This is a genomic window from Mycobacterium sp. G7A2 (assembly GCF_041902445.1).
GTDB lineage: Bacteria > Actinomycetota > Actinomycetes > Mycobacteriales > Mycobacteriaceae > Mycobacterium.
This window is the reverse complement of record NZ_CP169251.1, coordinates 3,225,020-3,243,022: the sequence shown is the minus strand read 5'-3', so window position 1 is coordinate 3,243,022 and position 18,003 is coordinate 3,225,020. Positions and strand designations below refer to the sequence as shown.

General features: G+C 69.3%; 17 protein-coding genes. 13 read left to right on the top strand and 4 right to left on the bottom strand.

The genetic code is table 11. From position 1 onward, the window contains the following. The first annotated feature begins 114 nt into the window (after positions 1-114). Genes argC through argH form a run of 8 tightly spaced genes read left to right on the top strand, consistent with a single transcriptional unit; the run spans position 115 to position 8,455 of the window. On the top strand, positions 115-1,158 hold the full coding sequence (gene argC / locus ACEWX3_RS15435) for an N-acetyl-gamma-glutamyl-phosphate reductase (protein WP_221363064.1): 1,044 nt from the start codon (positions 115-117) through the stop codon (positions 1,156-1,158). Next, a complete protein-coding gene (gene argJ / locus ACEWX3_RS15430; RefSeq protein ID WP_374157007.1) occupies positions 1,155-2,348 on the top strand; it encodes a bifunctional glutamate N-acetyltransferase/amino-acid acetyltransferase ArgJ in 1,194 nt (397 codons plus the stop codon). The genes argC and argJ overlap by 4 nt, the downstream gene beginning before the upstream one ends. Then, entirely contained in the window at positions 2,345-3,220 is an 876-nt protein-coding gene (gene argB / locus ACEWX3_RS15425) for an acetylglutamate kinase (protein ID WP_221363066.1), read from the top strand. Before argJ ends, argB begins: the two co-directional genes overlap by 4 nt. Beyond that, positions 3,217-4,398 carry an acetylornithine transaminase gene (locus ACEWX3_RS15420; RefSeq protein ID WP_374157006.1) on the top strand — a complete coding sequence of 394 codons (1,182 nt, stop codon included), beginning with the start codon at positions 3,217-3,219 and terminating at the stop codon, positions 4,396-4,398. Before argB ends, ACEWX3_RS15420 begins: the two co-directional genes overlap by 4 nt. Continuing rightward, positions 4,395-5,324, top strand: a complete 930-nt coding sequence (argF, locus tag ACEWX3_RS15415) for an ornithine carbamoyltransferase (RefSeq protein WP_207064819.1) — start codon at positions 4,395-4,397, stop codon at positions 5,322-5,324. Before ACEWX3_RS15420 ends, argF begins: the two co-directional genes overlap by 4 nt. Continuing rightward, positions 5,321-5,818, top strand: a complete 498-nt coding sequence (locus ACEWX3_RS15410) for an arginine repressor (RefSeq protein ID WP_207064781.1) — start codon at positions 5,321-5,323, stop codon at positions 5,816-5,818. The genes argF and ACEWX3_RS15410 overlap by 4 nt, the downstream gene beginning before the upstream one ends. Positions 5,819-5,843: 25 nt before the next feature. After that, the gene (locus tag ACEWX3_RS15405; protein ID WP_207064780.1) at positions 5,844-7,046 is read left to right on the top strand and encodes an argininosuccinate synthase; all 1,203 of its coding nucleotides are present in this window, start codon (positions 5,844-5,846) and stop codon (positions 7,044-7,046) included. Beyond that, positions 7,043-8,455 carry an argininosuccinate lyase gene (gene argH / locus ACEWX3_RS15400; RefSeq protein WP_374157005.1) on the top strand — a complete coding sequence of 471 codons (1,413 nt, stop codon included), beginning with the start codon at positions 7,043-7,045 and terminating at the stop codon, positions 8,453-8,455. The genes ACEWX3_RS15405 and argH overlap by 4 nt, the downstream gene beginning before the upstream one ends. Before the next feature lie 22 nt (positions 8,456-8,477). On the opposite strand, the gene ACEWX3_RS15395 is transcribed toward argH, so the two are convergent. Then, a complete protein-coding gene (locus tag ACEWX3_RS15395) occupies positions 8,478-10,253 on the bottom strand; it encodes an ABC-F family ATP-binding cassette domain-containing protein (protein ID WP_221363069.1) in 1,776 nt (591 codons plus the stop codon). A gap of 93 nt (positions 10,254-10,346) precedes the next feature. Here ACEWX3_RS15395 and ACEWX3_RS15390 point away from each other — a divergent pair, with 93 nt between their 5' ends. The 3 genes from ACEWX3_RS15390 (at position 10,347) to ACEWX3_RS15380 (ending at position 14,134) form a co-directional block, all read left to right on the top strand. Next, complete coding sequence (locus tag ACEWX3_RS15390; RefSeq protein WP_374157004.1) at positions 10,347-13,325, top strand: acyl-CoA synthetase; 2,979 nt, start codon at positions 10,347-10,349, stop codon at positions 13,323-13,325. A gap of 82 nt (positions 13,326-13,407) precedes the next feature. Next, positions 13,408-13,923 carry a hypothetical protein gene (locus tag ACEWX3_RS15385; protein WP_207064777.1) on the top strand — a complete coding sequence of 172 codons (516 nt, stop codon included), beginning with the start codon at positions 13,408-13,410 and terminating at the stop codon, positions 13,921-13,923. Between the two features lie 7 nt (positions 13,924-13,930). After that, entirely contained in the window at positions 13,931-14,134 is a 204-nt protein-coding gene (locus tag ACEWX3_RS15380) for a Trm112 family protein (RefSeq protein WP_173012213.1), read from the top strand. Here ACEWX3_RS15380 and ACEWX3_RS15375 read toward each other — a convergent pair. Genes ACEWX3_RS15375 through ACEWX3_RS15365 form a run of 3 tightly spaced genes read right to left on the bottom strand, consistent with a single transcriptional unit; the run spans position 14,131 to position 16,282 of the window. Then, positions 14,131-14,754 carry a TetR family transcriptional regulator gene (locus ACEWX3_RS15375; RefSeq protein ID WP_347221451.1) on the bottom strand — a complete coding sequence of 208 codons (624 nt, stop codon included), beginning with the start codon at positions 14,752-14,754 and terminating at the stop codon, positions 14,131-14,133. The genes ACEWX3_RS15380 and ACEWX3_RS15375 overlap by 4 nt on opposite strands. 5 nt (positions 14,755-14,759) lie before the next feature. Further along, a complete protein-coding gene (locus ACEWX3_RS15370; RefSeq protein ID WP_374157003.1) occupies positions 14,760-15,587 on the bottom strand; it encodes an ABC transporter permease in 828 nt (275 codons plus the stop codon). Continuing rightward, positions 15,512-16,282 carry an ABC transporter ATP-binding protein gene (locus ACEWX3_RS15365; protein WP_374157002.1) on the bottom strand — a complete coding sequence of 257 codons (771 nt, stop codon included), beginning with the start codon at positions 16,280-16,282 and terminating at the stop codon, positions 15,512-15,514. Before ACEWX3_RS15365 ends, ACEWX3_RS15370 begins: the two co-directional genes overlap by 76 nt. Before the next feature lie 58 nt (positions 16,283-16,340). On the opposite strand from ACEWX3_RS15365, the gene ACEWX3_RS15360 reads away from it, so the two are divergent. Both ACEWX3_RS15360 and ACEWX3_RS15355 read left to right on the top strand, forming a co-directional pair. Further along, positions 16,341-17,390 carry an alpha/beta hydrolase gene (locus ACEWX3_RS15360; protein ID WP_374157001.1) on the top strand — a complete coding sequence of 350 codons (1,050 nt, stop codon included), beginning with the start codon at positions 16,341-16,343 and terminating at the stop codon, positions 17,388-17,390. After that, a complete protein-coding gene (locus tag ACEWX3_RS15355) occupies positions 17,374-18,003 on the top strand; it encodes a DNA-3-methyladenine glycosylase (RefSeq protein ID WP_221363074.1) in 630 nt (209 codons plus the stop codon). Before ACEWX3_RS15360 ends, ACEWX3_RS15355 begins: the two co-directional genes overlap by 17 nt.

The following is an 18,003-nucleotide window of genomic DNA, read 5'->3' as shown; positions in this document are numbered from 1 at the left end:
GCGACATGCGCTCAGCCGTTGCCGAGCGACACGGGCAGGTGCGCGACCCGGGAACAAACCCGAAGGGCAGCGGGCCAATAATGAGTTTGCGTGTAGGTGAATAATCATGCAACCATGGCGGCCATGGTTTCAGTCGCGGTTGCAGGGGCGAGCGGATACGCCGGTGGCGAGATCCTCCGGCTCCTGCTGGGGCATCCCGCTTTCGCCGACGGCCGTCTGCAGATCGGTGCGCTGACGGCGGCCGCCAGTGCGGGCACCGCCCTCGGTGAGCACCATCCGCACCTGGTGCCGCTGGCCGGCCACGTCCTGGAACCCACTGACATCGACACGCTCGCCGGTCACGACGTCGTGTTCCTGGCGCTGCCGCACGGACACTCCGCTGTCCTGGCCGACCAGCTGGGTGCCGACACTCTGATCATCGACTGCGGCGCCGACTTCCGGCTGACCGACTCGAGCGCCTGGCAGCGGTTCTACGGCTCAGAGCACGCCGGCAGCTGGCCCTACGGGCTGCCCGAACTGCCCGGCGCGCGGCAACGCCTCGTGGGGGCACGGCGCATCGCAGTGCCGGGCTGTTATCCGACCGCGGCGCTGCTGGCGCTGTGGCCGATGTTCGCCGAAGACCTCGCCGAACCCGCCGTCACGGTTGTCGCGGTCAGCGGCGCGTCGGGCGCCGGCCGCTCGGCCAAGGTGGAGCTGCTCGGCGCGGAGATCATCGGCTCCGCCCGCGCCTACAACGTCGGCGGCAGACATCGCCACACTCCCGAGATCGCCCAGGGGCTGCGCGCAGTCACCGGCACCGATGTCTCGGTGTCGTTCACCCCGGTGCTGATACCGACCTCGCGGGGCATCCTCGCCACGTGCACGGCCCGGACCAGTGCGTCGCTGTCCCAGCTGCGCAGTGCCTATGAAAAGGCCTATGCCGACGAACCTTTCGTCCATCTGCTGCCCGAAGGGCAGTTGCCGACCACCGGGTCGGTGATCGGCAGCAACGCCGCACAACTGGCCGTCGCACTCGACGAAGACGCCGAGACATGCGTTGTCATCGCCGCGATCGACAACCTCGTCAAAGGCACCGGGGGTGCGGCCGTGCAGTCGATGAACCTCGCCCTGGGCTGGCCCGAAACTGCCGGCCTGTCGACGGTCGGTGTGGCCCCATGACCCGGATGCTGCGCACCCAGGGCGTCACCGCACCGGCAGGATTTCGCGCCACCGGCATCTCGGCGGGCATCAAGGCCTCCGGGGCACTCGATCTGGCACTCGTGTTCAACGAAGGACCCGACCACACCGCCGCCGGGGTCTTCACCCGCAACAAGGTCAAGGCCGCGCCCGTGCTGTGGTCGCAGCAGGTCCTGACCAGCGGCCGACTCCGCGCGGTCGTCCTGAACTCCGGCGGCGCCAACGCCTGCACCGGTCCGCTGGGTTTCCAGGACACCCATGCCACCGCCGAGGCCACCGCTGCCGCGCTGTCGGACTGGGGTACCGAGACCGGCGCGATCGAGGTCGCGGTGTGTTCCACAGGCCTGATCGGTGACCGGCTGCCGATGGACAAGGTCCTGGCCGGTGTGCGGGAGGTCGTCCACGAGATGGCCGGCGGGCTCACCGGCGGGGAGGAAGCCGCCCGCGCCATCATGACCACCGATACGGTGCCCAAACAGGTTGCGCTGCACCAGGACAACTGGACGGTCGGCGCGATGGCCAAGGGTGCGGGGATGCTCGCGCCATCGCTGGCCACGATGCTCTGCGTCATCACCACCGACGCGGTGGCCAGCCCTGAAGCGTTGCGCGCCGCTTTGAACGCCGCCACCGCCACGACATTCGACCGGCTCGACGTCGACGGCAGCTGCTCGACCAACGACACGGTGCTGCTGCTGTGCTCGGGCGCCAGTGAGATCACCCCGTCCCAGCAGGAACTGACCGCGGCGGTCACGCGGGTGTGTGAGGACCTGTGCGCGCAGCTGCAGGCCGACGCCGAAGGCGTGACGAAACGCGTCGCGGTCACCGTCACCGGCGCCCAGACCGAAGACGACGCGGTCCTCGCCGCGCGGGTCATCGCCCGCGACAGCCTCGTCAAGACCGCACTGTTCGGTTCCGACCCGAACTGGGGTCGGGTGCTGGCCGCCGTCGGAATGGCCCCGGTGGCCTTGGATGCGGATCGGATCACCGTGTCGTTCAACGGGTCTCCGGTGTGTATCGACGGTGTCGGCGCGCCCGGCGCGCGCGAGGTGGACCTGTCCGGAGAGGACATCGAGGTCAGCGTCGACATCGGCGTGGGGGACGCGTCGGCGACCATCCGCACCACCGACCTGTCGCACGCCTACGTCGAAGAGAACTCGGCGTACAGCTCATGACACTGCAGACTCCGGACAAGGCGCAGGTACTGGCCGCGGCGCTGCCGTGGCTGAAGGCACTGCACGACAAGATCGTCGTGGTCAAGTACGGCGGCAATGCGATGACCGACGACACCCTCAAGGCCGCGTTCGCCGCCGACATGGTGTTCCTGCGCAACTGCGGCATCCACCCGGTCGTCGTCCACGGCGGTGGACCCCAGATCAGTGCGATGCTCAAGAAGCTCGGCATCGCCGGCGACTTCAAAGGCGGCTTCCGGGTGACCACACCCGAGGTGCTCGACGTCGCACGCATGGTGCTCTTCGGCCAGGTGGGCCGGGAACTGGTCAACCTGATCAACGCACACGGCCCGTACGCGGTGGGCATCACCGGCGAGGACGCCGGACTGTTCACCGCGGTGCGGCGCACCGTCATGGTGGAGGGGATCGCCACCGACATCGGACTGGTCGGCGACGTCGCCGACGTCAACACCGACGCGGTGCTGGACCTGATCGACGCCGGCCGCATCCCGGTGGTCTCGACGATCGCCCCCGACGGCGACGGGCTGGTCTACAACATCAACGCCGACACCGCGGCGGCCGCGCTGGCCGAAGCGCTGGGCGCGGAGAAGCTGCTGATGCTCACCGACGTGGAGGGCCTGTACACCCGATGGCCGGACCGCGGATCGCTGGTGAGCCAGATCGACGCGGCCGCGCTGACCCAACTGCTTCCGACCCTCGAGGAGGGCATGGTGCCCAAGATCGAAGCCTGCCTGCGGGCGATCCACGGCGGGGTGCCCAGCGCCCACGTCATCGACGGCCGCGTCGCGCATTGCGTGCTGGTCGAGCTGTTCACCGACGAGGGTGCGGGCACCAAGGTGGTGAGCGGGGCATGACCGAGCAGGCACCTCTGCTGCAGCGGTGGTCGGCGGTGATGATGAACAACTACGGCACCCCGCCGTTGGCACTGGCCAGCGGAGACGGCGCCGTCGTCACCGACGTGGACGGCAACGACTATGTCGATCTGCTCGGCGGCATCGCCGTCAATGTGCTCGGCCACCGCCACCCTGCGGTGATCGAGGCGGTGAACCGGCAGATGAACACGTTGGGGCACACCTCCAACCTCTACGCCACCGAACCCGGCGTCGCACTCGCCGAGGCGCTGGTGGACCTGCTCGGGGCGCCCGCGCGGGCGTTCTTCTGCAACTCCGGCACCGAAGCCAACGAGGTCGCCTTCAAGATCACCCGGCTGACCGGCCGCACCAAGCTGGTGGCAGCCGAAGGGGCGTTCCACGGCCGCACGATGGGCTCACTGGCGTTGACGGGCCAGCCGTCCAAGCAGGCGCCGTTCGCCCCGTTGCCGGGCGACGTGACGTTCGTGCCCTACGGCGACGTCGACGCGCTGCGCGCCGCTGTCGATTCCAGCACCGCGGCGCTGTTCCTGGAACCAATCATGGGGGAGGGCGGCGTCGTCGTACCGCCGGCCGGCTACCTGGCCGCCGCCCGCGACATCACCGCCGAGCACGGTGCGCTGCTGGTTCTCGACGAGGTGCAGACCGGTGTCGGGCGTACCGGCGCGTTCTTCGCCCATCAGCACGACGGCGTCACCCCTGACGTCGTCACACTGGCCAAGGGACTCGGCGGCGGGCTGCCGATCGGGGCGTGCCTGGCCATCGGGGCCACAGCTGAGCTGCTCACTCCGGGGCTGCACGGCAGCACCTTCGGCGGCAACCCGGTGTGCACGGCGGCCGCGCTCGCGGTACTGCAGGCGCTGGCTGACGAACGGCTGATCGAACGGGCCGACGTGCTGGGCAAGACGCTCAGCCACGGCATCGAGTCGCTCGGGCATCCGCTGGTCGACCACGTCCGCGGCCGCGGCCTGCTGCGCGGTGTGGTGCTGACGGCGCCCAGCGCCAAGCACGTCGAGACCGCCGCGCGCGAGGCCGGGTTCCTGGTCAACGCCGCCGCGCCCGACGTGGTGCGACTGGCGCCCCCGCTGGTCATCACCGAGACACAGATCGATTCCTTCCTGGCGGCGCTGCCCGCCGTGCTGGACAAGGCGGTGCAGTCCTGATGCGACACTTCCTGCGCGACGACGACCTGAGCCCCGACGAGCAGGCCGAGGTGCTGGCCCTGGCCGCCGAGGTCAAGGCCGACCCGTTCGGGCGCACACCGTTGGCGGGCCCGCGTGGCGTGGCGGTGATCTTCGAGAAGAACTCGACCCGCACCCGGTTCTCGTTCGAGATGGGCATCGCCCAACTGGGCGGGCACGCCGTGGTGGTCGACGGGCGGAGCACCCAGTTGGGCCGGGAGGAGACGCTGGAGGACACCGGCCGGGTGTTGTCGCGTTACGTCGACGCCGTCGTGTGGCGCACCTTCGCCCAGGAACGGCTGACCGCGATGGCATCGGGCTCCACGGTGCCCATCGTCAACGCGCTGTCCGACGAGTTCCACCCGTGCCAGGTGCTGGCCGACCTGCAGACCCTGGTGGAATGGAAGGGCGCGCTGAAAGGCCTGCGGCTGAGCTACTTCGGTGACGGCGCCAACAACATGGCGCACTCGTTGATGCTCGGCGGGGTGACCGCCGGCATCGACGTCACCATTGCTGCGCCCCGCGGCTTCGAACCGCATCCGATGTTCGTCGCGGCCGCGGCCGAACGCGCCCGCCACACCGGCGCCACCGTCACCGTCACCGACGACGCGCAGGCCGCGGCCGACGGCGCCGACGTCCTGGTGACCGACACGTGGACCTCGATGGGACAGGAGAACGACGGTCTGGACCGGGTCCGCCCGTTCCGGCCGTTCCAGGTGAACTCGGCCCTGCTCGATCGTGCCGACTCCGAAGTCGTTGTCCTGCACTGCCTTCCCGCGCACCGCGGGCATGAGATCACCGACGACGTGCTCGACGGTCCGCGCAGTGCGGTGTGGGACGAGGCCGAGAACCGGCTGCACGCCCAGAAAGCGCTGCTGGTGTGGCTGCTGGACAAGAGCACGTCGTGACGTCCACACCCTCGCAAGCCACCACCCGGGCGGGCCGCCAGGCTCGCATCGTCGCGCTGCTGTCGGCGCAGTCGGTGCACAGCCAGAGCGAGCTGGCGGCGCTGCTGGCCGCCGACGGGATCGAGGTGACGCAAGCGACGTTGTCGCGTGATCTCGAAGAGCTCGGCGCGGTGAAGCTGCGCGGAGCCGACGGGGGAACGGGTGTCTACATCGTGCCCGAGGACGGCAGCCCGGTGCGCGGCGTCACCGGCGGCACCGAACGAGTGTCGCGGTTGCTGTCGGACCTGCTGGTGTCCACCGACGCCAGCGGCAACCTGGCCGTGTTGCGCACCCCGCCGGGTGCCGCGCACTATCTGGCCAGCGCCATCGACCGCGCGGCCCTGCCGTTCGTGGTCGGCACCATCGCCGGTGACGACACCATCCTGGTCGTCGCGCGTGAACCGATGACCGGAGTGGAGCTCGCCGCCACGGTCGAAAACCTGTCCCGAGCCTGAAGCAACAACAAGAGGAGCAACAACTATGTCCGAGCGCGTCATCCTGGCGTATTCCGGCGGTCTGGACACCTCGGTGGCGATCAGCTGGATCGGCAAGGAGACCGGGCGTGAGGTGGTGGCCGTGGCCATCGACCTCGGGCAGGGCGGCGAGGACATGGACGTCGTTCGCCAGCGTGCGCTGGACTGCGGCGCGGTCGAAGCCGTCGTCGTGGACGCCCGCGACGAGTTCGCCGAGCAGTACTGCCTGCCCGCCATCAAGTCCAACGCGCTCTACATGGACCGCTACCCCCTGGTGTCGGCGCTGAGCCGGCCGCTGATCGTCCGCCACCTCGTCGACGCGGCCCGCGAGCACGGCGGCGGCATCGTCGCGCATGGGTGCACGGGCAAGGGCAACGACCAGGTGCGCTTCGAGGTCGGTTTCGCCTCGCTCGCCCCCGACCTGCAGGTGCTGGCCCCGGTCCGCGACTACGCGTGGACGCGCGAGAAGGCGATCGCGTTCGCCGAGGAGAACGCGATCCCGATCAACGTCACCAAGCGTTCGCCGTTCTCCATCGACCAGAACGTGTGGGGACGCGCGGTGGAAACCGGCTTCCTCGAGCACCTCTGGAACGCCCCGACCAAGGACGTCTACGACTACACCGAAGATCCGACGATCAACTGGAGCAGCCCGGACGAGGTCGTGGTCGGTTTCGAGAAGGGCGTCCCGGTCAGCATCGACGGCCAGCCGGTCACGGTGCTGCAGGCCATCGAGCAACTCAACCAGCGCGCCGGCGCGCAGGGGGTCGGGCGCCTGGACGTCGTCGAGGACCGCCTCGTCGGCATCAAGAGCCGCGAGATCTACGAGGCGCCCGGCGCGATGGTGCTCATCACCGCGCACACCGAGCTCGAACACGTCACGCTGGAACGCGAACTCGGCCGGTTCAAGCGCAACACCGACCAGAAGTGGGGCGAGCTGGTCTACGACGGCCTGTGGTACTCGCCGCTGAAGACCGCACTGGAAGCGTTCGTCGCGAACACCCAGGAGCACGTGACCGGCGAGATCAGGATGGTGCTGCACGGCGGTCACATCGCGGTCAACGGTCGCCGCAGCGCGGAATCGCTGTACGACTTCAACCTCGCCACCTACGACGAGGGTGACACGTTCGACCAGTCCGCGGCCAAGGGCTTCGTCCACGTCCACGGGCTGTCGTCGAGCCTGTCGGCGCGCCGGGACCTGGCCGGTCAGTGAGTACCAACGAAGGTTCTCTGTGGGGCGGCCGATTCGCCGACGGCCCCGCCGATGCCCTTGCCGCACTGAGCAAATCGACCCATTTCGATTGGGTGTTGGCGCCGTACGACATCGCCGCGTCCAAAGCTCACGCGCAGGTGTTGTTCCGGGCCGACCTGCTCACCGCCGAGCAACGCGACGGTCTGCTCGCCGGCCTTGACAGCCTGGCCGCCGACGTCGCCGACGGCAGCTTCGGGCCGCTGGTCAGTGACGAAGACGTGCACGGCGCGCTCGAGCGTGGGCTGATCGATCGGGTCGGCGCCGACCTGGGCGGCCGCCTGCGGGCGGGACGTTCGCGAAACGACCAGGTGGCCACGCTGTTTCGGATGTGGCTGCGCGACGCGATCCGCCGCGTCGCCGACGGTGTACTCGACGTGGTCAAGGCGTTGGCCACCCAGGCCGCCGCCCACCCCACCGCGATCATGCCCGGCAAGACGCACCTGCAGTCCGCTCAGCCGATTCTGCTGGCCCACCACCTGCTGGCACACGCCCACCCGTTGTTGCGCGATGTCGACCGACTCGCGGACTTCGACACACGGGCCGCGGTGTCGCCGTACGGGTCCGGCGCGTTGGCCGGGTCCTCGCTGGGGCTCGACCCCGACGCGATCGCCGACGAACTCGGCTTCGCTGCGGCGGCCGACAACTCGGTCGACGCCACCGCGTCGCGGGACTTCGCCGCCGAGGCGGCGTTCGTGCTGTCGATGATCGGCGTCGACCTGTCCCGGCTCGCCGAAGACATCATCTTGTGGAGCACCACCGAATTCGGTTACGTCACGCTGCACGACGCCTGGTCGACGGGCAGTTCGATCATGCCGCAGAAGAAGAACCCCGACATCGCCGAGCTGGCGCGGGGCAAGAGTGGACGGTTGATCGGCAACCTCACCGGGTTGCTGGCCACGCTCAAAGCCCAGCCGCTGGCCTACAACCGTGACCTGCAGGAGGACAAAGAGCCGGTGTTCGACTCGGTGGCGCAGCTGGAGATGCTGCTGCCGGCGATGGCCGGCCTGGTCGGCACTCTGCGCTTCGACACCGACCGGATGGCCGAGCTCGCACCGCTGGGGTACACGCTGGCCACCGACGTCGCCGAATGGCTCGTCCGTCGCGGGGTGCCGTTCCGGGTGGCACATGAAGCCGCCGGTGCCGCGGTGCGCGCGGCCGAAGCCCGCGGTGTCGGCCTCGAGGAACTCGAGGACGCCGAATTGGCCGGAATCCACGCCGAACTCACCCCGCAGGTGCGCGAGGTGCTCACCGTGGAGGGCTCGGTCAACTCCCGCGACGCGCGCGGCGGCACAGCCCCCATCCAGGTCGCCCGGCAGCTCGGCGCGGTGCGTGACGTCACAGACCGGTTGCGGCTGCGGCTAAACCGATAGACGAGAGCTGCCGGCCGGACCGCTAACCGGTCTCGTCGGCCAGCTCCAGCCAGTTCTCCTCGAGGGCCTGCTTGCGGTCGAGCAACTCGGCGAGCTCACCGTTGAGCTCCGCGGCGCGCACATGGTCGGCAGCGGCCTCGGCCATCGCCTCGTGCAGCGCGGTGATGCGGTCGTCGAGCTTGCCGAGCTGGTTCTCGATGCGCGTCATCTCCTTGCCGGTGCGGCGCTCGCGGGCCGCAGCGGTCTCACCGCCGGCCGGTTCGGCTCGGCCGGGCTGGGTTCGCGCCGGTTCGCGCGCCGCCGAAGTGCGTTCGGCCAGATACTGCTCGATGCCGCCGGGCAGGAGTTCGCAGCGACCGCCACCGGTCAGCGCGTAGGTGACGTCGCTGACCCGCTCGAGGAAGTAGCGGTCGTGGGTCACCGCGATCAGCGTCCCCGGCCATCCGTCGAGGTAGTCCTCGATCACCGTGAGCGTGTCGATGTCGAGGTCGTTGGTCGGCTCGTCGAGCAGCAGCACGTTGGGCTCGTCGAGCAGCATCCGCAGGAACTGCAGCCGTCGGCGTTCACCGCCGGACAACTCACCGATGCGCGCGGTCAGCTTGTCGCCGACGAAGCCGAAGTCCTTGAGCAACGTGTCCGCGGTGATCTCACGACCCCCGGCCAACTCGGTGACCCGGCGCCGGTCCTCGACCGCATCGATCACCCGTCGTGAGCCGTCCAGTTCCTTGAGCGCCTGGCTGAGATAACCGATCCGCAGCGTGAGGCCCCGCTTGACGGTGCCCGCCGTCGGCGCCAGCTCGCCGGCGAGCAGCCGCAGCACCGACGTCTTGCCCGAACCGTTCACACCCACCAGCCCGATCCGCGCCCCGGGCCCGATCGACCAGTCCACGCCGTCGAGCAGCACCCGGGGCGGCTCGCCGACCTCGAGCCGAACCCGGTGCAGATCGAAGACGTCTTTGCCCAATCTGGTCGTCGCGAACCGTTGCAGCACCAGCGAATCACGCGGCGGTGGCTCGTTGGCGATCAGCTCGTTGGCCGCCTGGATGCGGAACTTCGGTTTGGAGGTGCGCGCGGGCGGTCCGCGCCGCAACCACGCCAATTCCTTGCGCATCAGGTTCTGGCGGCGTGCTTCGGCGCCTGCGGCCAGCCTCATGCGCTCGGCGCGCGCCAGCACGTAGGCGGCATAACCGCCGTCGTAGGCGTCGACGACACCGTCGTGGACCTCCCAGGTGCTGGTGCACACCGCGTCGAGGAACCAGCGGTCGTGGCTGACCACCACCAGCGCCCGCGCCGGGCGCGAGGACAGGTGGTCGGCCAACCACCCGATCACCTCGACGTCGAGATGGTTGGTGGGTTCGTCGAGCACCAGGACGTCGTGGCCGGCCAGCAGCACCTCGGCCAGCGCGACCCGGCGGCGCTCGCCACCCGACAGCGCCGACACCTCGGCGTCCAGATCCACCCCGGACAGCAGGTTCTCCACGACGGCCCGGGTGGCGGGTTCGGCGGCCCAGATGTGGTCGGGGCGGCCACCGGTGATCACACCGCGCACGGTGGTGCCGCGGGCGAAGTCGTCGGCCTGACGCAGATAGCCCACAGACAGACCGGAGGTGTGGGTGACGCGCCCGGAATCGGGCTGCTCGGCACCGGTTAGGATCCGCAGCAGCGTCGTCTTGCCGTCACCGTTGCGGCCCACGACGCCGATCGCGTCGCCTTCCTCCACGCCCAGACTGACCGCATCGAGCAACGTGCGGGTACCGAAGCCGATCGTGGCTCGTTCGAGGTTGACCAGGTTTGCCATCAGCCGCCGATGATAGGTGGCCGCTGTGCCATGATGACGACTGCAGTACCGGGGGACCGCAACAGGCGGACGTGTTCAGAGAGGGGAGTGCCGGTGGTGGACCTCTCGGCGATCACCCGCCCCGTCGGGCGGCTGGTGGCCACCGCGCAGAACGGCCTGGAGGTGCTCAGGTACGGCGGTCTGGAAACCGGTGCGGTGCCGTCGCCGTTCCAGATCATCGAAAGCGTGCCGATGTACCGGCTGCGGCGGTACTTCCCGCCCGATGCCCGCCCTGGGGCGAAACCGGCGGGGCCACCCGTGCTGATGGTGCACCCGATGATGATGTCGGCCGACATGTGGGACGTCACCCGCGAGGACGGCGCGGTCGGCATCCTGCACCGCGCGGGCGTCGATCCGTGGGTCATCGACTTCGGCTCACCGGACAAGATCGAGGGCGGGATGCAGCGCAACCTCGCCGATCACGTGGTGGCGCTCAGCGAGGCGATCGACACGGTCAAGACGGTGACCGGTCGCGATGTGCACCTCGCCGGCTACTCGCAGGGCGGGATGTTCGCCTACCAGACGGCGGCCTACCGCCGCTCCAAGGACCTGGCCAGCATCATCGGTTTCGGATCGCCGGTCGACACATTGGCCGCGATGCCGATGAACCTGCCGGCGAGCCTGGCGCCGGCGGCCGCGGACTTCATGGCCGACCACGTGTTCAGCCGCATCGACATCCCCGGCTGGCTGGCCCGGACCGGGTTCCAGATGCTCGATCCGATCAAGACCGCACAGTCGCGACTGGATTTCCTGCGCCAGCTCCACGACCGCGAGGCGCTGCTGCCCCGCGAACAGCAGCGCAGGTTCCTGGCCTCCGAGGGGTGGATCGCCTGGTCGGGGCCGGCGATCTCCGAGCTGCTGAAACAGTTCATCGCCCACAACCGGATGATGACCGGCGGCTTCTCCATCCACGGGGATCTGGTGACGTTGTCGGACATCAGCTGTCCGGTGCTGGCCGTCATCGGTGAGGTCGACGACATCGGTCAGCCGGCCGCGGTGCGCGGCATCAAACGCGCCGCCCCCGAAGCCGATGTGTACGAATTCCTCATCCGCGCCGGTCATTTCGGGCTCGTTGTGGGCTCCAAGGCGGCGTCGCAGACGTGGCCGGCGGTGGCGGCCTGGGTGCGCTGGCTCGACGAGGGCGGCCCGATGCCCGAAGGGGTCAGCCCGATGGCCCTGCAGGCATCCGAACCCAGCGAGAGCGGGGTGACGCTGGCGTCCCGCCTGGCCCACGGCGGGGCCGCGGCCACCGAGATGGCGTTCAGCCTGGCCCGGTCGGCGGCCGACGCCCTGGTGGCGGCGAACAAGTCCGCGCGCACGCTGGCGGTGGAGACCGCCCGCACGCTGCCGCGGCTGGCCCGGCTGGGACAGGTCAACGACCACACCCGGATTTCGCTGGGCCGCATCATGACTGAGCAGGCGCACGAGGCCCCGAAGGGTGAGGCGCTGCTCTTCGACGGACGGGTGCACACCTACGAGGCGGTGGACCGCCGCATCAACAACGTGGTGCGCGGCCTCATCGAGGTGGGCGTGCGTCAGGGTGCGCGCGTCGGCGTGCTGATGGAGACCCGGCCCAGCGCGCTGGTCGCCATCGCCGCGCTGTCGCGGCTGGGCGCTGTCGCGGTGCTGATGCCGCCTGATGCTGATCTCGCCGCGGCGGCACGACTGGGCGGGGTGACCGAGGTCATCACCGATCCCAGCAACCTGGCCGCGGCCCGCGAACTGGAATCGCGGATCCTGGTGCTCGGCGGTGGTGAGTCCCGGGATCTGCACCTCGACGCCTTCGACGGCGTCGCCGAGGTCGTGGACATGGAGAAGATCGATCCCGACGTCGTCGAGCTGCCCGGCTGGTACCGGCCCAACCCGGGTCTGGCGCGCGACCTCGCCTTCATCGCGTTCAGCACGATCAGCGGTGAGCTCGTCGCGCGCCAGATCACGAACTACCGGTGGGCACTGTCGGCGTTCGGAACCGCTTCGGCGGCCAACCTGTCCCGCAGCGACACCGTGTACTGCCTCACCCCACTGCACCATCAGTCGGGGCTGCTGGTCAGTCTCGGCGGGGCAGTCGTCGGCGGTGCCCGCATCGCGCTGTCGCGCGAGGTTCGCCCCGACCGCTTCCTGCAGGAGATCCGGCAGTACGGCGTCACCGTGGTGTCCTACACGTGGGCGATGTTGCGCGAGGTGATCGACGACCCGGCGTTCTCGCTGACCGGTAACCATCCGGTGCGCGTGTTCATCGGTTCCGGAATGCCCTCCGGGTTGTGGCGGCGCGTCGTCGACGTGTTCGCGCCGGCCAATGTCGTCGAGTTCTTCGCCACCACCGACGGGCAGGCGGTGCTGGCGAACGTCGCCGGCGCCAAGGTCGGCAGCAAGGGCAGGCCCCTCCCCGGAGGCGGGGACATCGCCCTGGCGGCCTACGACGCGGAAGACAACCTGATCCTCGAAGACGAGCGCGGGTTCGTCCGCCGGGCCGAGACGAACGAGGTCGGTGTGCTGCTGGCCCGGCCGCGCGGCCCGGTCGACCCGTTGGCTTCGGTCAAGCGCGGTGTGTTCGCCCCCGCGGACACCTGGGTTTCCACCGAGTACCTGTTCCGCCGGGACGAGGACGGCGACTACTGGCTGGTGGACAACCGGGCGGCGGTCGTGCACACCGAACGGGGACCGGTGTTCGCCGGCACCGTCAACGACGCCGTCGGCAGGCTGGGTGCGGTGGACATGGCCGTCACCTACGGCGTGCCCCACGGCGACGGATGTCTCGCGGTCACCGCGCTGGCGCTGCGGCCGGGCGGCACCGTCCCGTCTGCCGACCTGTCCGAAGCGTTGGCCGACCTCGCCGTGGGCTGCCCGCCGGACATCGTCCATGTCGTCGCCGACATGACCCTGACCGCCACCTACCGCCCGCTGGCCGGGCCGCTGCAGCAGCAGGGTGTTCCCAAACCCTCCCGTAACGCCTGGTACCTGGACCCCGATAGTGATCGGTACAAGCGGTTGACCGTGGCTGTGCGGAGCGAGATCGTCGAGAGCGCGCAGTGATGCCCGTCGAGGGCCACACTGTTAGGGTCCTGGAGACGATGCCGGGTCGTGTGGTCGGGCGTGCTGTCCACGAGGAGGATTGATGTCACCACAACCTTGGCGCCGCACCGCGGTGGCCGCGCTGGCCGCATCCACGCTGGTCGGTGGCCTGGCCCTGGGTGCCACTGCGCCCACGGCGCTGGCGCAGCCGGCTGACTCGTCCTCGTCGACCGAGCAGACTCAGGCGCCGATCTCACCGGATCAGGTGCTGATGATGATCTCGCAGGAGTACCAGACCGGTAAGGGCGGCGGTCAGGTGTCCAAGCTCATCGAGCAGGTCATGACGCTGCGGATGCGCGGTATCCGACCCTCGCGCGGCAACGCCGTGGCGTTGTCCGCGGCTCTGGAGAAGCGCCCCAACCAGGTCCCGCTGATCCAGGCGCTGGAGGAGACGCTGACCTACCAGCGCAAGCAGATGATGCGCTCGCAGAACCAGGTGCCCTCCGGCGGCGGCGCGCCTCCGGTGGCGACCCCGGGGATCCCGAACGGTCCCGCATGGCAGCCGGGCAACCCGATGCAGCAGGACAGCGACACGATCTTCCCGATGCCCGGTCGCTGAGCCGATGGTGCTGGATCCGGACTTACTGGCCATCCTGGTGTGCCCCGAGGATCGCGGTCCTCTGTTGCTGGTCGATGGCGCCTTGTACAACCCGCGGCTGCACCGCAAATACCGCATCGACGACGGGATTCCGGTCCTGCTGGTCGACGAGGCGATTGCCGTCGACGACGACGAGCACCGGCGGCTGGTCGCCGCGGCAGGACAGTCCTAGCTGAGTTCGGGCAGCTCACCGGTCAGGTAGCGCTGCAGATTCGGCGCAATCGTCTCCACGACCTCGGTCACCGGCAACGATCGAAACGGCTCCAGTTCGAGGATGTAGCGGGCCATCACCACCCCGATGAGTTGCGACGCCACGAATTGGACGCGTACCCGGCCGCTGCCCGGTGGATCGTCGACCCGGCTGCCCACCTCGGCAGTGATGACGTCCTGCAGGAACGAGCGGAACATCGACAGTTCGGCGACGTTGCTGCCACCGAGCACCGATCGCAGCGTGGCGATGAACCCCTTGCCCAGCTCCGAATCCCACAGAGGCAGCAGCAGCGACGGCAGCACGTGGCCGATCTCGTCGACTGGCACTTCGCGGAGCGGGCCGATGATGCTCATCGGATCGATGGGGATCTTGATCGCCGCGGCGAACAGCTGGGTCTTGGTTCCGAAGTAGTGGTGCACCAGGGCCGGATCCACGCCCGCGTCGGTGGCGATGGCGCGGATGGATGTCTTGTCGATCCCGTTGCGCGCGAACAACTCACGCGCGCTGGACAAGATGCGATCTCGGGTGTCCGAAGCGCCCGGCGGCCGGCCGGGTCGCTTGCGGTCCTGGTGGGTGGTCAATCTGTCTAGGGTGTCCTTCGCCGTAGGGTCGCAGCTGCCAGGGCCAGCGCCGCCACTGCGAATCCGACGACGACCGCGATGTCACGAACGGCGATCGACGTCAGCTCCGGGTGCGCACCGACTTCCTGCAGTGCCTCAAGAGCGTAGCTGGCGGGTAGGGCGTTGCTGATCCACTGCAGCCAATCGGGGAGTTGTGCACGCGGAACGATGATCCCGCACAACAGCAACTGCGGGGCGATGACCAGCGGCATGAATTGGACCGCCTGGAATTCGGTGCGGGCGAAGGCACTGCACAGCAGGCCGAGCCCCACTCCGAGAACGGCGTTGATGATCGCGATGGTGAACACCCACACCGGGCTGCCTGCAGTGTCGAGGCCGAGCAACCAGAACGACACCAGGCAGGCCAGGGTGGCCTGCGCGGCCGCGGCGAGCGAGAAGGCGGTGCCGTAGGCGGCCAGCAGGTCGAGTCGGCGCAGCGGTGTGGTCAGGATCCGCTCGAGTGTTCCGGAGGACCGCTCGCGCTGCATCGTGATCGAGGTGATGAGGAACATGACGATCAGCGGGAACACGCCGAGCATGATCAGGCAGGCGTTGTTGAACGGTGACGGGGCGCCGGGTCGGACCGGCACGTCGGTGAACATGAAGTACATCAGCGCGATGATCACGCTCGGTACCAGCAGGATCATCGCGACGCTGCGGTGGTCGCCGGCCAGCTGGCGCAGAATACGGACGGTCGTCGCCGAGAATGCGCGCGGACTCAGCGGGTGGGCGCCGCCTCTGCTGCGGTGCCGCGCCGGATGATGGACAGAAACGCTTCCTCCAGGGACTGACATCCGGTGTCCTTTCGCAATCGGGTTGGCGTGGTGTGGGCGAGAATTCGACCGTCGCGCATCAACAGCAGGTCAGCGCAGTGATCGGCTTCGTCCATGACGTGGCTGGAGACCAGCAGCGTGGTGCCGCGGCGGGCCAACTCGGCGAAGCGGTCCCACAGATCGGCGCGCAGGACGGGGTCCAGGCCGACGGTCGGTTCGTCGAGCACCAGCAGATCGGGGTGGCCCACCAGCGCGCAGGCCAGTGACACTCTGGTGCGCTGACCACCGGACAGGTTCGCGGTCAGCGCCTTTCGGTGGCTGTCCAGTCCGACCGCGTCGATCGCCCGGTCGACCTCGTCGGGCTCGGAGCCGTAGAGGGCGGCGAAATAGCGCACGTTGTCCACCACCCGCAGGTCCGGGTAGATGGTCGGGTCCTGGCTGACGTAGCCGACCCGGTGGCGCAGCTCGGCTGATCCTGCCGGCTTGCCCAGCACCGTCACCGTGCCGCGCGTGACGATCTGGGTTCCCACGACGCTGCGCATCAGGGTGGTCTTGCCGCACCCCGACGGGCCGAGAAGGCCGGTGATGGTCCCCCGGGAGACCGCGACGGTGACGTCGTCGAGCGCCACGTGATGACCCCGCAACACCCGGAGCCGGTCGATCTCGATCGCAGGCGACGAGCCGACCAAGAATTCACCGTCCGATGAAGTCATCATGCAATGAATTCTGGTCCGGTGCCGCAGGCCCTGTCAAGGTCTCCGTAGCATGTCGACGGTGACTCTCGATTCGCTGCGGTGCATCCCGGCCGGCAAGGTCGACGTCACCGCCCCGGTGGAGAGCGACGGGTTGAGCTACATCGCCGCCGACGACCCGGCCATGCCGATGTACCGCGTCATCGCCAACAACAGGCAGCCCGTAGCGCTGCGGGACCTGATGATCGCGCCGGTGCGCACGGGCTACATCGGGGACGGCCATCAGCCGGATCCGGCGCTGGTGCCGCCCACCGGCGCCCAAGCGGTTCCCGACGTGGCGGTCGATCAGGTTTATCTGCCGGTGCGCGACGGTGTCGCGCGATGCCAGCTCTACCGTCCCTTGTCGCCAACCGAGACTGCGCCGCCGGTCATCGTCTACTTCCACGGCGGCGGCTTCACCGTGGGCTCGTCCGAGGACTGCGACTTCGTGGCCCGCAAGCTCGCGTTCACGAACAACGCCGTGGTGGTGTCCGCCAATTACCGGTCCGCCCCGGAGTTCGTGTTTCCGGTGCCCTTCGACGACGCCTTCGACATCTACACCTGGGTGGTCGAGCACGGGGCACAGTTGGGCGGCGACACCGCCCGCCTCGTCGTCGCCGGAGACTCGGCCGGGTCGAACTTCGCCGCCGCCATTCCGTTGCGCGCCCGCACCGACGGGGTTCGGGTTCCTGATGCCACCGTCATGCTGGGCGCCTTCGCGGACTTCCAGTTCGAGCGCTGGCCGTCGTTCCGCGAATTGGCGCCGCGAGGCATCGTCTACGACATGGCATTCGCCGGCTTCATTCGCGGCGCCTATGTCGGGACCACCGCATGGGACCACCCCTGGGTCAGCCCCATCGAAGGTGATCTCGCCGGCTATCCGTTGGCGGTCGTGGTCGCCGGCACCCACGATCCGATCGTCGACTCGGCCCGTGCGTTCGCCCGCCGGATCCGCGACGCAGGAGGCTCGACCGTCGACTACTTCCCCGAGGGCATGCCGCACGGCTTCTACTTCTTTCCCGGCGTCCATCCCGAGGAGGATGTCGCCTTCCGCGTGGTCGCCGAGGCGCTTGCCGATGTCTTCGACCGGTGAGGCCACCGGCGGACGGCTGGCGGCCGATCCGGTACTCGCCGCGCGTTCGCTGCTCGGAGCGGTCCTGGTAGGCCGTTCGGTGAGCGCGGAGATCGTCGAGGTCGAAGCCTACGGCGGGCCGGCCGACGGACCCTGGCCCGATGCGGCGTCGCATTCGTTCCGTGGTCCCGGGGTGCGCAACGCGGTGATGTTCGGCCCGCCCGGGCGCCTGTACACCTACCGCAGCCACGGAATCCACGTCTGCGCCAATGTCGTGTGCGCGACGGACGGGGTGGCCGGCGCGGTGCTGCTTCGCGCTGCGGTCATCCGCGACGGCTTCGATGTCGCCTGGGCCCGGCGGGGATCCCAGGTCCGGGAAGCAGGCCTGGCCCGCGGTCCGGGCAATCTCTGTTCGGCGCTGGGAATCACCATGGACGACAACGGTGTCGACCTCTTCGATCCACAGGCGCCGATCCGTATCACTGCACGTCGGCCGCGAAAGGGCGTCGCCGGACCGAGGGTCGGGGTGAGCAAGGCCGCCGACCGGCCCTGGCGACTGTGGCTGGACGGACACCCCGAGGTGTCGGCCTACCGCCGCAGTCCACGGGCACCGGCTCCCGGGGCCAGTGACTAG